15 protein-coding genes are annotated in these 14303 nt (G+C 67.5%); 4 read left to right on the top strand and 11 right to left on the bottom strand.

Annotated features, from left to right (window positions below; genetic code table 11):
• Positions 1–11: 11 nt before the first annotated feature.
• Positions 12–332, bottom strand: a complete 321-nt coding sequence (locus CA236_RS13610) for a TrbC/VirB2 family protein (protein ID WP_093068078.1) — start codon at positions 330–332, stop codon at positions 12–14.
• A 324-nt stretch (positions 333–656) separates the two neighbouring features.
• On the opposite strand from CA236_RS13610, the gene CA236_RS13605 reads away from it, so the two are divergent.
• The 4 genes from CA236_RS13605 to CA236_RS13590 all read left to right on the top strand — a co-directional run bounded on the left by CA236_RS13605 (position 657) and on the right by CA236_RS13590 (position 2712).
• Positions 657–1040, top strand: coding sequence for a hypothetical protein (locus tag CA236_RS13605; protein WP_093068075.1), 384 nt, complete (start codon positions 657–659; stop codon positions 1038–1040).
• A 55-nt stretch (positions 1041–1095) separates the two neighbouring features.
• Positions 1096–1572 carry a hypothetical protein gene (locus CA236_RS13600; RefSeq protein WP_093068072.1) on the top strand — a complete coding sequence of 159 codons (477 nt, stop codon included), beginning with the start codon at positions 1096–1098 and terminating at the stop codon, positions 1570–1572.
• A 44-nt stretch (positions 1573–1616) separates the two neighbouring features.
• Positions 1617–1907 (top strand): hypothetical protein, encoded by a 291-nt coding sequence (locus CA236_RS13595; RefSeq protein WP_241212661.1) that lies wholly within the window; start codon positions 1617–1619, stop codon positions 1905–1907.
• A 79-nt stretch (positions 1908–1986) separates the two neighbouring features.
• Positions 1987–2712, top strand: a complete 726-nt coding sequence (locus tag CA236_RS13590; protein WP_241212660.1) for an SOS response-associated peptidase family protein — start codon at positions 1987–1989, stop codon at positions 2710–2712.
• A gap of 7 nt (positions 2713–2719) precedes the next feature.
• On the opposite strand, the gene CA236_RS13585 is transcribed toward CA236_RS13590, so the two are convergent.
• From CA236_RS13585 to CA236_RS13535, 10 genes are all read right to left on the bottom strand, one after another.
• Positions 2720–3709 carry a GGDEF domain-containing protein gene (locus tag CA236_RS13585; protein WP_093068067.1) on the bottom strand — a complete coding sequence of 330 codons (990 nt, stop codon included), beginning with the start codon at positions 3707–3709 and terminating at the stop codon, positions 2720–2722.
• A gap of 12 nt (positions 3710–3721) precedes the next feature.
• The gene (locus tag CA236_RS13580) at positions 3722–3934 is read right to left on the bottom strand and encodes a hypothetical protein (protein WP_093068065.1); all 213 of its coding nucleotides are present in this window, start codon (positions 3932–3934) and stop codon (positions 3722–3724) included.
• A gap of 95 nt (positions 3935–4029) precedes the next feature.
• Entirely contained in the window at positions 4030–5736 is a 1707-nt protein-coding gene (locus CA236_RS13575; protein ID WP_206430573.1) for a RecQ family ATP-dependent DNA helicase, read from the bottom strand.
• A gap of 6 nt (positions 5737–5742) precedes the next feature.
• Positions 5743–6198, bottom strand: a complete 456-nt coding sequence (locus CA236_RS13570; protein WP_093068062.1) for a hypothetical protein — start codon at positions 6196–6198, stop codon at positions 5743–5745.
• Positions 6198–6584, bottom strand: coding sequence for a hypothetical protein (locus CA236_RS13565; protein WP_093068059.1), 387 nt, complete (start codon positions 6582–6584; stop codon positions 6198–6200). The genes CA236_RS13570 and CA236_RS13565 overlap by 1 nt, the downstream gene beginning before the upstream one ends.
• Before the next feature lie 907 nt (positions 6585–7491).
• Positions 7492–8244, bottom strand: coding sequence for a response regulator transcription factor (locus CA236_RS13555; protein WP_093068054.1), 753 nt, complete (start codon positions 8242–8244; stop codon positions 7492–7494).
• A 99-nt stretch (positions 8245–8343) separates the two neighbouring features.
• Positions 8344–8613, bottom strand: a complete 270-nt coding sequence (locus tag CA236_RS13550; RefSeq protein WP_093068051.1) for a hypothetical protein — start codon at positions 8611–8613, stop codon at positions 8344–8346.
• Between the two features lie 125 nt (positions 8614–8738).
• Positions 8739–10076, bottom strand: coding sequence for a TolC family outer membrane protein (locus CA236_RS13545; RefSeq protein WP_093068048.1), 1338 nt, complete (start codon positions 10074–10076; stop codon positions 8739–8741).
• Positions 10073–13156 carry an efflux RND transporter permease subunit gene (locus tag CA236_RS13540; protein WP_093068046.1) on the bottom strand — a complete coding sequence of 1028 codons (3084 nt, stop codon included), beginning with the start codon at positions 13154–13156 and terminating at the stop codon, positions 10073–10075. Before CA236_RS13540 ends, CA236_RS13545 begins: the two co-directional genes overlap by 4 nt.
• A complete protein-coding gene (locus CA236_RS13535; protein ID WP_093068043.1) occupies positions 13153–14271 on the bottom strand; it encodes an efflux RND transporter periplasmic adaptor subunit in 1119 nt (372 codons plus the stop codon). The genes CA236_RS13540 and CA236_RS13535 overlap by 4 nt, the downstream gene beginning before the upstream one ends.
• Positions 14272–14303: the final 32 nt, after the last annotated feature.

Here is a 14303-nt window from a genome sequence, read left to right as displayed (position 1 = left end):
TTACTTCGACCTCAGATCGTCGCGGTGACGGTCGAGGTGACGATCGGCACGCCGGTGCCGGCGCCGACGCCGACCGCGACGGGAACCGCGACCTGGCCGAGGCTGAAGCGACCCGACGCGAGCGCGACGATGCCGCCGGCGAGGCTCATCACGGTGATGATCTTGCCGCCCGAGCCCTCGAGGAAGTCCGTGAACTTCGTGAGAGCGGTATTGAAGGTGGTATCGGCGCCGGCGAAGGCGGCCGAAGCGCCCAGCATCATCACGACCGCGATGATCGCCAGGCCCAGAAGGATGCCGTTCGTACGGTCCTTCTGAAGCGCGAGTGCAGACATGGTTTTCTCCCTAACAAGACGAAGCAATCCGCGTCGTCATTGTTAAGGAACTGGAAACCTATGCTTGGTGCAAGCGTTAAGTGAACTTGCTCAAATAACTACACACTCTGTGTAACGGGATTATATCTTGATGTAAGCGGGCTGCACGGGTGTGTAAGCCCATTACTCACAGTGTAACCCGGTTACACTATTGGGGCCGATCCAAGGTTGATCCGCGTCAACGCAGGACGCGACGACGCCGCGGTCGACGCCTGTTTCTTTTCCTTACCGGTTTGCCGGATCGCTGGAACCCGCGCCCGATGAGGCATAGGGTGCGCCGCAGACATGGCACAGGTAATCTACACGTTTCGGGTCGGACCGCGGCTCTTCGAGCTGGCCGCCAATGCCATGCGCTCGCACTCGATTGCCGTCGAGCGGTTTGAGCCGATCTCTGCTACTACAATGAAAGGGCTGGAATATTTCATGGCTACGCCTGACGTGGGCGAGCTGCTGGCGCGAGCCCGCGAGTTCGACGAGTCGGGCGACATCAGGGTCACGCTTCGAGTCCAGCACAGCCAGAAGGAGCTCTTCCAAGCGGCCCGCATCCGCGCCGGAGGGGACGACGGCAAGCCGGCAGCGACCCAATTTACGATGACCGTTGGGCTGCTCAGCATCTTTCCGCATCTTACATCCAAAACGGACGGAACTTGTTCGTTAAAAGAGGGTTGACACCTCCCGTCTATACCGCCGTATAGTCGTCCGCGACACCCTGGGGGGTTGTGACATGCGGGATCTGGAACAGACAGACGTGCAGCGAACGGAGCGGCTTGACCGCTACCGGAAACTTATCGTCGAGGCTTGGCGGCGCCAACGCATCCCGAACAAGGAGATGGCGTCGCGCATTGGACGCAGCCTCAGCCTCACCAACAAACTGAAAGCCGGGACCACGCCCCTGACGGGTCCGATCATCGATCAATTTGTTGAAGCGCTGGGCATCGATCCGGTCCGCGCCATGTTCGCAGTGGACATCGCCTACTCGCACATGAGCTACTTCGACCCGAAGTTCCATTCGGCCTGCACGACCGCCATCACCTTCTTCGACCAGATCATGGTCCAGTGCGGCTACGGGAAGGGCATCGCCGATCTCGCGGCCGCCGAGGACCTGACGGCCGAACGCGTCGAGGCGACCGCTCGCGCTGCAGCAGCCTCACTCGCCACCGCCTTTGTCCAGAGCCACTTCCCCGGCCAGGGCGTCTCCTGACGAGACTGGAATCGACTTAGCCCGGCGAGTCGCTACAACGGGCCATGACGAAGACCCGAAAACGAGAGGTGCTCAAGCCGAGCACCGCGTCGATGCGACGCAAGAAACAGCGTGAGTACGATGCCGGCTACCGGCGTTCGACCGTGGCGCTATCCCCCACATCGCTGGACGTTGTTGAGCGGATCAAGGGTAACTTCGGGCTTCCGTCTCGCGAGGCTACCATCAACGCCGTCTTCGAGCTGATCAACAGCGACATGTTCCTGTGGGCCGAGTTCATGTCGCCGCGCCACGCCCCAAAGCCAGAGCCGGTTGGGGAGAGTGATCCGGGGCAATAGTAGGGCGGCGACCGTTGCGCCTACCGCCGCCTTTCAGACTGCACTGCAAGGCGCATTGCACTTCGCATTACAGTGGCACTTGGGATCGGAGATTGCGCGCGGCCGCGCCAGCGCGCAGGTTCATCCCATGTGCAATAGATACCGGATTTCCGCGAAGCAGGCCGCTGTCATGCGGGCGTGCGGCCTAGAGCCGCCCTTTGCGCCGGATGAGGTATTCCCTCCGACGCGGGAGATCTTCCCGACCGGCAAAAAGACGGCGCGGATGGGACCGGTCGTGCGCCGGAGCTCTGCCGGCAATCGCCCGCTGGAGATGGTCCTTATGGAGTGGGGTTTCCCCACCCAGGTGCCCAGCAAGCGCAACCCTGAGGTCAAGCTCGACAAGTACGTGACGAATGCGAGGAACCTTCGCTCGCCACTGTGGGGTGGCTCGTTAAAGATACCCGCCCGGAGGTGTATCGTCCCGTTCACCTGGTTCGCGGAGCCGCACCCGGAGGGGGGAAAGGGCGACGATGGCAAGCCGCGTCAGATGTGGTTTGCCCTCCAGGATCAGCCGATCGGCTTCTTCGCGGGCCTGTGGAGGCCGACCGAGAGAGGCGAGGCCTACGCCTTCGTCACTACCAGCCCGAACGACTTCGTTCGGCCGTGGCACGAGAAGGCGATGCCTGCGATCCTGCAGCCGACGGCGTTCACGACATGGCTCGACGGCTCGCTGGACGAGGCGACGGAGCTGATCCGGCCCTATGCCGGCGCCATGGTCCGACAGGAGGAGACCCCGCCCGACAATCTCATTGAGATCGACGCCTGAGCCGCGATCAGCGGGCCACGGCCGCCGCGACGTCGACGAGGGCGCGTTCCGCGACGACCTGGTTCCGGCCCTGCGCCTTTGCTCGATAGAGCAGCTCATCCGCTGCGGAGATCCAGTCCTCGGGCAAACGGCCACGACGCGCCGCGACACCGGCCGAGAACGTCACGGATCCAAGCGGCTTGTCGTTCTCGCGAAGGCGGAGCCGCTTGCCAGCGAGGACGCTCCGTGCCTGATCGACCTTCGCCTGTGCCGCAACCAGGTCGCTACGCTCGAAGAGGACGACGAACTCTTCTCCGCCCCAACGCCCGACGACGTGCGGCGCGCAGGCGTCCGCCAGCGCGCTTGCGACCGCCTTCAGGACACGATCGCCCACACCGTGGCCATGGGTGTCGTTCACCGTCTTGAAGTGATCGACATCGACCATCGCGACACAACCGTCCGTCGCAGCGGCGAGATAGTCCTCGAGGGCGGCGCGATTGAGCAGTCCCGTGAGACGGTCCTTGTTCGCATCGCTCCGCAGCGCGTTGAGCTCCTGGCGGAGCCGCTGCGCCTGCTGCGTCGCCTCGCCAAGGCGCTTCTCGGCCGAGGCGGTGCGCTCGATCATAGCGCCGACAACCACGCGGACGTTCGCCGCATCGTCGGCCAGCAAGGCCGCAGATGCCTTGACGAGATCCCGATTGAGACCGCCCGTCGCATCAAGTGTGTCCCGGATAATGTCGAGGACCCGAACGGTGACCTGATCGAGCTGGGGCGCGACGTCGTTCTCAGGTTCCGGCGTGACGGCAGCCCCGAGCTTCTCGACTTCGGCGGGGCTGATCCTGACCCCGCCGTCGATGATCGCTTGGACACCAGCTTCAAGCGCGCGATCGTTCCCGAAGAGGTAGCGGTGCGCGGATGCGTAGTGGTCTGGCGTATGGTCGAGCCGGTGATCGTCAAGAAAGCGCAGGATCTCGGCGCTCGGCTGCCGGCGCTTGGGCGTGCTGCTGGGGTCCGACATCGACACGCTCGCTCAGTACCGCTCAAGCCGTTCGAGAAGCGCGGCGCACTCCGGCGTGGCAAATGCGGCCTCGACCTCTTCGATCGTCGTCGGGATTGGGGCGTCGGTCATCACATCGATCGCCTGCTGGAGAAAGCAGGCTGACGTCGACGCACCGACGCTATCGAGGAGGGCCAGCGCCTCGCGGGCGAGCGCGGTTGCAGCGAGGATCGTCTCGTTGTCCATATGCAGGCCTCCATGACGGGCTTATCGCATCTGCGTTAACCTTGGCCTAAAGACACGCAACGGGAACTGCGTCGAAAACGAACAGGAGTTGCCGCTCAGCGCCGCGCACCTGCCCCCAGCAGCATCGCCGTATAGTCCACTTCGGAGCCGATCTTCTCTCGATCGCAGAAGTCGCAGCAATGCGCCGTCCTCTTCACCCGTGATCGGGTGGAGAACAGCCATTCGAGGATCCGCACCGCGAGCGATCGGCGCTGGCGCTGCTTGCCCCCGAAATAGTCGACCATTTGCCGGCGATAGCAGCTCTCCTCGCGCATCATCGCGGACACCTGGTCGATCTTCCGCATGCGGCTCTCGCGCGCAGCCGGATCGGGTTGCTCCTGGTCCTTGCCGGCGAGGTCCGCCATGAACCGGAGCCGCTTCACGTCGCGGCCGTCGGACGCATTGTCGTGCATGACGATCGAGACCGCCTGCAGGCCATCGCGTCCGGCGCGGCCGAGCTCCTGCATCAGGTCCTCGACCGATGCGGGAGCCTGCCAGTGGATGACGAGCCTGAGGCTCGGAACATCGATCCCCATGCCGAACGCCGACGTCGAGATGATGCGATCGATCGCCGGCTCGCTCTGGTTGGTGAAGCGCTTGACCAGCTGCTCGCGCTCGAATGGTCGGCCGAGCCGCGAATGGTAGAGCGGGACGTTCATGCCCAGGCTACGAAGCGCGGCCTGCAGATCCTCTCCAACCCGGGCGGAGGGCACGAACACCATCGCCTTGCCGCCTTCGGGCAACGGCAACGCGAGGAGCTGCGCGATCTTCGCTGCCCTGCTGTCCTCAGCGACGGCCCAGCGCAGGAGCGTGATGTTGGGCCGGTCGACCCCGCTGACGAACACTTCTGCGTCTTCAGCGCCGAGCGAGGCGAGGATCCGCGCTTGCATCTCCTGCCCGGCCGTCGCCGTGAAGGCGAGAACGGGCGGGTTGCCGAGCTGACGCCGGATATCGCCCAACCGGCTATACTCCGGCCGGAAGTCCGCTCCCCACTGGTCGACGCAATGAGCTTCGTCCACCACTAGGAAGGCAGGACGAAGCTCGGCAAGACGCGCGCGCTCCGCTTCGCTCCGAACGAAAAACCGTTCGGGCGCGAGGTGCAGCAGCTTGATCGCACCGCGGCGAAGCAGGCTGTAGCGGAGCTTCTTCTCCTCCATCGAGAGGTCGCTGTTGACGAAGCTGGCGGGGACCTTCTTGCGGAGCAACGACGCCACCTGCTCACTCATGAGAGCCTTGAGGGGTGAGACCACCACGGTCGGTCCAGCCCGGAGGATCGCCGGCAGCTGGAAGCAGAGCGTCTTGCCCGATCCCGTTGGACGAACGACCAGGACCGACTTGCCCTGCAGGGCGGCCTGCACGACCGCCAGCTGGCCCTCCCGGAACCGCTCAACGCCTAGTAGGCGGAGCCCCGGGCCGAGATACTCGGTTGCCTGATCGAGCTCGTGTGCGCCGCCGAAGAGACGCGCCAAGCGGACAGCCCAGCGCTCGATCACGCGCCGCGCCAGACCGCCTGCAAGCATCGGGTGATGAGCCGCGTGGCAGCCGTCGCAGAGCGTCACGAGGTTCGCGAGCTCGTCCGTCCCGCCCATTGACCGCGGCAACAGGTGGTGAACATCGGCGTCGCGGCCGACTTCGCAGCCGCAGCTGGTGCAGCGATAACAGTCGCGCGCATGGACGACGCGGCGCGTCTCGGCCCAGATCGACGCGGCGGGCGCGTCTCCGACCGGACGGGCCGGCGACAACGGGGGCGAGATCACGTTCACGCGGGTTCAGCCCTCCCGGCGCCTTTCGTTCTCGACGCGGATGTCCTCCCGGGTCGGCGCTGCCTTCAGCTTGACCAAGCGCGACGTGATGCCACCCTCGTTACGGTCGAAGCGGGTCATCAGCTCGGAGAGCGTGGCCCCGTTCGACCAGCGCTGCAGCAGGTCCGCGTCGTCGCCCTCGGTCCAGCGGACGCCGGTGTTGATCCCCTTCTCCTGGGTGGACTGTTTCCTCGCGACCGGCTTTGTGACCTGCTTGGGCGTCTTCACGACCATCCCGATCGCGTTGGCGAGACCCGCCCACTCCCGGTTCGTTAGATCGATCAGCTGCCCGTCCGGCAGGCAGAGCCGCGCCGCGTCGCTGCCAACCTGCAGCTCGAACCTTGAGCCGTCGACGGACCACGTGAGAGTGTGGCTGTCGTTCGAAGCGCTGCCATCGGGGCTATGCGCCTGCTCCACAGCCATTAGAACCGCCGACCGGCGGTAAAGTCGACAGCCGGCCCCATGGCACACTGATAGCTCGTGGTGCGATTGATGGAGCGATCGGGGATGAGGGTCTCGTCCGTCAGCACGAGCGTCGTGCGATCAAGCGAGACGGTCCGCAGCACCGGACCCATCGAGGTCCGCATCAGGTCCGGGTTCGGGGCGTCGATCACGATCGTGCCGTCGGTCACGCGCGCGAGCCGCTTTTTACCCTCGCCCTGGTCGTACCGGCCGCGCTTCAGATCCACGTTGAGCCGCTTGGTCTCGCCGTTTTTCGCGGTGCAGGTGAAGCCCGTGACACCGGATCTCCCCTTCGCCAAAGCGGGCTGCGACACCACCGCCAACGCGATCAGGAACGCTACCTTCACCCCGCCGTCTCCCCGTTTCCGAGCCTAGCGTAGCACTATCCAGTGCTGCTCGTCAGGCTTTCCCACCATTGCGAACGGACTTCGCCGGGGCGCAGACCGGCTCGTCCATCGAGAGGCGGGGACCGGTGACGGTCTGAGGGCAGGGGTATGCACGCTTGCGCGCGTCGCTGGCATCGGCGTAGCACACCTTCTGAGGTGGAGATCCCCTGTCACGTCGCTCGCTCTCGCATCGCCAGACTAGACCGGGCTCCCTCTCGCCCGGGATTGCCTCATCCGGGTAGACCTGCCCCGGCCAGTATTCCCGACGGCACTCACGCAAATCGCGTTGCTGAACACCGCACTCAATGTACTTGTCCCACGGCTTGACGAAGATTGTCTGCGGCACCGCCTGTTGAGCCGCCTGCCTTGCTCGCGACTGGGCTTCCGCAACAGGTGCCTCAGAGCGCCGACTTTCTACGGCTCCATACACACCCGCCACGACCAGCATCGCTGCAACCGGTAGGGCGGCCAGCGGCGCGTGCTTCACGGCGCCTCCGAAGCATCGTCAGTGACGAGAGCCTCCTCCTCACCATCGACCTGCTCCACCTCGCTGGCGCGAGCGATGCGGCGGCGGCCGCCGCGTCGTCGTGACGCACGGCGGCACGCGGTGCGGGAAAGGCCGGCAGCAGCCGCAGCGCCTGTCGGTCATCGCCGAAAGCGCGCACCAGCGCAGGCCAGGCGCTCGGCGGCGCGGCGTCAAAGGCACGGACGATCGCTGCCACGCGATCCGCCGGTGGCAAGATGTACATGCGCGTGCTCGCTCCCGGCACGCCGCACAGGAACACGTGCAACGTGGCGAGCAGCAGCAATGCATGGATCGCGACGATCAACCCGATGCGGACGCGCAGACTGATCGGCGGCAGTCGCCTCAACACCGAACGACCGGAGGAGAGAACAGGTAACCGTCGCCGCGTACCGTGCGGATCAGCGCCGGCTCGCGCGGATCGTCGCCCAGCTTGCGGCGCAGGCGGCCGACCTGCACGTCGATCACGCGGTCGATCGTCTCCGCCGCCCCGCCGCGCGTGCGGTCGATCAGGAACTCGCGCGACAGCACGCGTTGCGGATGGAGCACCATCGCATGCAGCAGATCGAATTCGCTGGTCGTCAGCGTGACAGGCTTGCCGTCCGGGTCGCTGAGATCGCGGGCGCCGACCCGCAGCAGCCACCCGTTGAACCGGAAGCTGGCATTCACCGCATCGCCCGCGACGTCGCTCAGATCGCGCGTGCGCCGGATGATCGAGCGCAGCCGCGCCAGCAGTTCGCGTGAATTGAACGGCTTGGCGAGATAATCGTCGGCGCCCAGCTCCAGCCCGAGCACGCGATCCAGCGGATCGTCCTTGGCGGTGACGATCAGGATCGGCAGCCGCGGCCATTGCACGCGCAGCGCATGGCAGATCGACAGGCCGTCCTCGCCGGGAAGCATGAGGTCGAGGATCAGGCAGTCCAGCCGCTCGAACACGCCCGCCGCCATCAACCCGGCCGCTGCGTCGAAGGCGAGCACGTCGAAGCCCTCCCGTTCGAGCAGCTTCGCCAGCAGGTCGCGGATGCCGGGATCGTCCTCGACGATCGCGACCAGCCGGTTGCGACCGTTGCAGGAATTGGGGTCGTTCGGGCTCACCATGCGAAGACCCTAGAGGAAATCGGCTTGCTCGCCAGTCCGCCAAAAGCCCGCGCCGTCGCGGAGGAGGAACGCGACGGCGCGGGCACGGGGGCGCCGAGGTTAGCGGCGCGCGCCGTACTTGTCGGCGATCGCCTTGAGCTCGGCCGGGGTGAGCTTTCCATCACGATCGGCGTCGATCATCTTGAACCCGCGTTCCTTGCGACCGGCGGCGGTCCATTCCTGCAGGCTCAGCGCGCCGTCCTTGTTCGTGTCGGTGGCGGCGAAGGCGGCGCGCGCCTTTTCGATCCGGGCCGCGGGATCGGTCTGCGCCATCGCCGACACGGCCGGCACCATGCCGATCATCACGACGGGAAGGATAAGTCGCTGCATCACTGTTACTCCATGTGGTGCCAGTGTCTCGACTGACGCCTGCCGATTAGCCGAATGCGCCACATGGAATTGGGCGCGATTGTTCGCCCGCGTGACAGAATGTGACGATGGCGGCGGCTTCGCGTCTAGCGCGCGATCATGGTGTCGAGCCGCTCAAGGTCACCCCCGTCCAGCGTCGCGGTGGCGGCGGCGAGTTGCAGCTGCGCGAGCAAATAATCGTAGATCTGCGCCGACAGTTCGCGCCGGGTGGCGAATAGCTGCGCCTGGGCGTTGAGCAGGTCGGTCTGCGTCCGCACGCCCACCGACAGGCCGGTCCGGGCGGCGCGCTCCTGCAATTCCGCCGACCGCAATGCCGTGCGCAGCGCGTCGGTGCGCGCCGCGCCGGTCGATACGGCATACCAGGCACGCTGCGCCTGCAGCCGCGCATCGCGCTGTGCCGCCGCCAGTTCCTGCTCCTTCTGCCCGGCCGTCGCCTCGGCCTCGCGCCGCTTGGAGGCGATGCCCCCGCCGGCGTACAGCGGAATGGTCAGGCGAACGCCCGCGGTGGCGGCGTGAAGCGTATCCGGCAGCAGGCCGGCGTCGTTGGAACCGCCCAGCCGATACTGCCCCTGATAGCCGGCGACTCCTTCCACCACCGGGCGGCCGCGGACCGAATAGCGATCGATGTCGGCCGCCGCGGCGCGCGCGCTGTGCCCGGCGATGGCGACGGCGGGCGCATCGCGCTCCGCCGCGGCCATGGCAGCGTCCAGCGTCACCGGTGGCACCCCGGCGGCGAAGTCCGGCCCGACATGCGCCAGGTTCAGCGCCGGCCGGCCGACGAGTTCGGCAAAGGTCGCGCGCGCGGCGGCGAGCTGCGCCTCGGCGACCAGCCGCTGTGCCTGCGCCGCATCGCGCTGCGCCTCCGCCTCGCGCACGTCGGTGATCTTGGCCTTGCCGGCGTCGAACCGCGCCTGCGCGCCGCGCCGCTGCAGCTCATAGGCGTCGAACTGCGCCGCATAGCTGGCCACCGTCTCCTCGCCCTCGGCCACGTCGAAATAGGCTTGGGCGACGCGCAGGATCAGCCCCTGCGCCTCGCCGTCGAACTGCTCCTCGCCCGCCGCGGCGCGCGCGCGCAGCTTCGTCGCGTCGGCGCGGTTGCCCAGATCGTAGATCGGCATCGCCGCCTGCACGCTGGTCGTCGCGCGGCCGCCGGTCTGCGTGCCGCCGAACGACGGCGCGAGGTCCGGCGGCAGGTTGACGTCGACCTCGGTGCGCGTGACCGTCACGTCGCCCTGCGCCTGCACCTTGGGCAGCGACAAAGCGCGGGCCTGCGTCGCCGCCTCCCGGTCGGCACGGCGCTTCGCCTCGGCGGCGAGGATGTCGGGGTCGCGCCCCTGCGCCGCGCGCCACGCGTCGCCCAGGCTCATCGGCGGCCCGGGCACCTGCGCGGCAAGCGCCGCCGCCAGGAGGATCGCAGTGGTCATGATTGGGCCTCCGCCTGGGTCCGGCCATGCCCGCGGCGATCGAAGACCAGTTCGTACAAGGCGGGCAGGAAGAAGATGGTGAGCAGCGTCGCGACGATCAGCCCGCCCATGATCGCCACCGCCATCGGCCCCCAGAAGGTCGACCGGGTCAGCGGGATCATCGCCAGGATCGCCGCGAGCGCGGTCAGGATGATCGGGCGGAAGCGATGCACCGCCGCCTCGCGCACCGCCTCGCGCAGCGAGCCGGCATGCGCCGACAGCACGTCGATCTGCGCGATCAGGATCACCGAATTGCGCAGTACCATGCCGAACAGCGACAGGCCGCCGAGCATCGCGACGAAGCCGAACGGGATCTGGAACGCCGCCATGATCAGCGCCACGCCGATCAGCGCCAGCGGGCCGGTGGCCAGCACCACCAGCATGCGGCGCACGTCCTGCAACTGGACCATCAGCAGCAGCACGATGATGAAGATCGACATCGGCACCGCCGCCAGCGTCGCCTGCCGCGAGATCGCGCTCTGCTCCTGCGTCCCGCCGACGACGATCGAGGCGCCGTCGGGCAAGGTCGCGCGCAGGTCGTCGAGCTTGGGCGCCAGCCGCTTCATCACCTCGGTCGGCTCGACTCCCTCGGCATCGGCGGAAACGGTGATCGTCGGCTGGCCGCCGCGCCAGTAGAGGATCGACGGCTCGGCGTTGGGGCGGATGCGCCCGATCTGCGACAGCGGCACCGCGCCCTCGGCCGTGGCGATCGGCAGATTGTACACGCGGCTGAGATCGGTGCGCTCGGCGCGCGCGAGCCGCATCGTCACGTCGAGCGACCGGTCGCCGTCGCGGAAGGTGGTCGCCACCGCGCCGCCGATCGCCGCCTGCAGCGACTGCGCCACCGTCTCGGTCGACAGCCCCAGCGCGCGGACCTTGTCCTGATCCAGCTCGATCCGCATCGTCTTCAGCGGCTCGCCCAGATCGTCGGTCACGCTGCGCGCATTGGGATCGGCGAGCAGCAATGCCGCGACCTTCTCCGCGAGCGGCGCCGCGGTGGCGAGGTCGCGGGCGGCGACGCGATACTGGATCGGCTGACCCACCGACGGGCCGTTCTCCAGCCGGCTCACGCGCCCGCGCGCTTCGGGAAAGGAGCTGGCGAACAATTGCTGGAGCCTGGCGAACACCTCCTCGCGCGCTTCCTCGTCGCGGGTGACGACGACCAGCTCGGCCAGCGCGATGTCCGGCGTCTGCACGTTCAGCGGCAGGTAGAAGCGCGGCGAGCCGCCCCCGACATAGCTGGTGACGGAAACGATCCGCTCGTCGCCCGCCAGCAGCCGCTCCATCCGCTGCGCCACCGCCTTGGTCTGCTCGAAGCTCGCATTCTCGTTGAGGTTGAGGTCGACCACCAGTTCGGGTCGTTCGGAGGCGGGAAAGAATTGCTGCGGCACCGCCACGCGGAACAGCAGCACCGATCCCACGAACAGGGCCGCGCTCACCCCCACCACCAGCACGCGCCGGTCGAGGCACCAGTCGATCGCGCCGCGCAGCCGGTCGTAGAAGCGCCCGCCATATTGCTCCTCCGGCTCGCCGGCATCGTCGCGCGCGTCGGGCTTCTGCGGCAGGAGATGATAGGCGAGGAACGGCGTGAAGATCACCGCCACGATCCACGAGATCGCCAGCGACAGCGCCACCACCTGGAACAGCGATTTCACATATTCGCTCGCCGTCGCCTTGGAGATCGCGAGCGGCAGGAAGCCGACGATCGTGATGATCGTGCCGATCAGCATCGGGATCGCGGTCACGCGAAAGGCGCTCACCGCCGCCCGCGCGCGCGTCCAGCCCGCCTCCAGATGGCTGCTGATCGATTCGACCACGATAATCGCATCGTCCACCAGCAGCCCCAGCGCGACGATCAGCGCGCCCAGCGAAATGCGCTGCAGATCGATTCCCTGATATTCCATGCCGACGAAGGTGATCGCCAGCACCAGCGGAATGCACAACGCCACCACGATCCCCGGCCGCCAGCCGAGCGAGAGGAAGTTCACCGCCAGCACGATCACGATCGCCTCGATCAGCGAGCGGGTGAACTCGCCGACCGAATCCGCCACCACATGCGTCTGATCCGACACGGTGTGGATCTTCACGCCCGCCGGCAGCGTCCGGGCATAGTCGCCGACGATCCGCGTCAGATCCTCGCCCATCCGGTCGACGTCGCCGGTCGACGCCAGCGCGATGGCGACACCCACCGCATCCTTGCCGCCGAAGCGCATCTGGAACGTTGCGGGATTGACCGGCTCGCGCGTCACCCGCGCCACGGCGTCGAGGCGGAACGTCTTGCCGTTGGCGGCGATCGGCGTGGCGGCGATGTCGGCCAGCGCGTCGAAATCGCCCTTTACGGTCAGGCGCACGCGCTCCGCCCCGAGTTCGAGCACGCCCGAGGGGTTGACCGCATTGGTGCCGCGCAGCGCCTCGACGATCTGCTGGCTCGACACCCCCAGCATCGCCAGCCGCGCGCTGTCGTAGGTGACATAGACCGCCTCGTCCTGCTCGCCGAGCAGGTCGACCTTGCCGACGTCGGGCTGCCGCATCACGCGATCACGCAGTTCCTCGGCGTAGCGGCGCAGCGTCGGATAGGCGAAGCCGTCGCCGGTGACCGCATAGATGTTGCCGAAGGTGGTGCCGAACTCATCGTTGAACTGCGGCCCGACCACATCGTCGGGCAGGTCGCCGCGATGATCCGCCACCGTCTTGCGCACGGTGTACCACAGGTCGGGGATGCTGCCCGCCGGCGTGGTCGGCAGCAAGGTGATGTTCAACGTCGCCTGGCCCGGGCGCGCCTTGCTGCGGATATAGTCGATGTCGGGAATGTTGGTGGTCAGCGCCTGTTCGATCGGCTTCACCACCTGTTCGGCCACTTCCTGCGCCGAGGCGCCGGGCCAGCCGACGCTGATCAGCATCGACTTGACCGCGAACTCGGGATCTTCCTTGCGGCCCAGGTTGAGGTACGACATCGCCCCCATCACCACCGCGACCGCGATCAGGAAGCCGACGAACTGCTGGTGGCGCAGCGCCCATTCGGACAGGTTGGGCAATTTCATGCCTTGGGCACCTCGGCAATCCGCACCTTCTCGCCCTCGCGCAGCAGGTGGACGCCGGCCGTCACGATCGTCTCGCCGGGCCTGAGGCCGCGCACGAGCAGCTGGTTGCCGCTCGCCGAGACGATCCGCACCGGGCGCTTGCGCGCGGTCATGCTGGCGCGGTCGATCACCCACACCATGGTTCCCTTGCCCTCGCCGCGCACCGCCGTCAGCGGCACGGTGAGCGCGTCGGTCGCGGGGACGTCGCGCGTGACATGCACCTGCGCGGTTTCGCCGAAGCGCAGCTCGCCGGGCGGCGCGCTGACCGCCAGCCGCACGGCAAAGGTGCGCGTCGCGGGATCGGCGGCGCCCGCCACGCTGCGGACCCGCGCCGCATAGCGTTTGTCGGGCCGCGACCACATCGTTACGTAGATCTCCTGCGTGCGCGACAGCGTGGCGACGTCGCCTTCCGCCACCGCGATCGACACCTCGGGCCTGGACGGATCGGCCAGCGTCAGCACGCTCTGCCCGGCGCTGACCACCTGCCCCACCTCGCCGGTCGTCTGGGTGATGACGCCGCCACGCGGCGCGGTCAGCGTGGTGCGGCCGAGCTGCGTGGCGGCGGTTGCGCGTTGCGCATCGGCGACCTGCACCTGCGAGCGCGCCTGGTCGGTCGAGGCGCGCTGCTGATCGAATTCCGCCTGCGAGATGAACCCTTCGGCCAGCAGCGCGCGATTGCGCGCGAGATTGGCGTTCTGAGTCTGCGCCGCGCTTGCCGCCGCCTGGCGCTGCGCGGTGCTGCTGTCGAGATTGCGCTGATAGTCGAGCGCGTCGATGCGGTAGAGCAAGTGCCCGCGCTTCACCGTGTCGCCCGTGCTGACCGCACGTTCGACGATCCGCCCCGCCACCTGAAAGCTCAGCGCGCTTTCATAGCCCGACCGCAGCTCTCCGGGATAGGTGAGTTCGGCCTCGCGCTGCCCCGTCTGCACCGTCATCGCCGCCACCGGGCGGACCTCGACGGGAGTCGGCTCCGGCTCGCCACAGGCGGCAAGGGCGAGCGCCAGCATCGCGGCCGCGCCGCCTTGCCAAGCACGACAAGCGGGCTGCTGCGCGCCGGCGCGCGGATCGGACGGCATGGCGGACTCCCTGAAGGGGGCGCACGCAAGGC

Origin of the sequence: Sphingomonas sp. ABOLG, assembly GCF_003950435.1 — a bacterium.
Taxonomy (GTDB): domain Bacteria; phylum Pseudomonadota; class Alphaproteobacteria; order Sphingomonadales; family Sphingomonadaceae; genus Sphingomonas; species Sphingomonas panaciterrae.
This window is presented reverse-complemented; position numbering and strand designations above follow the sequence as displayed.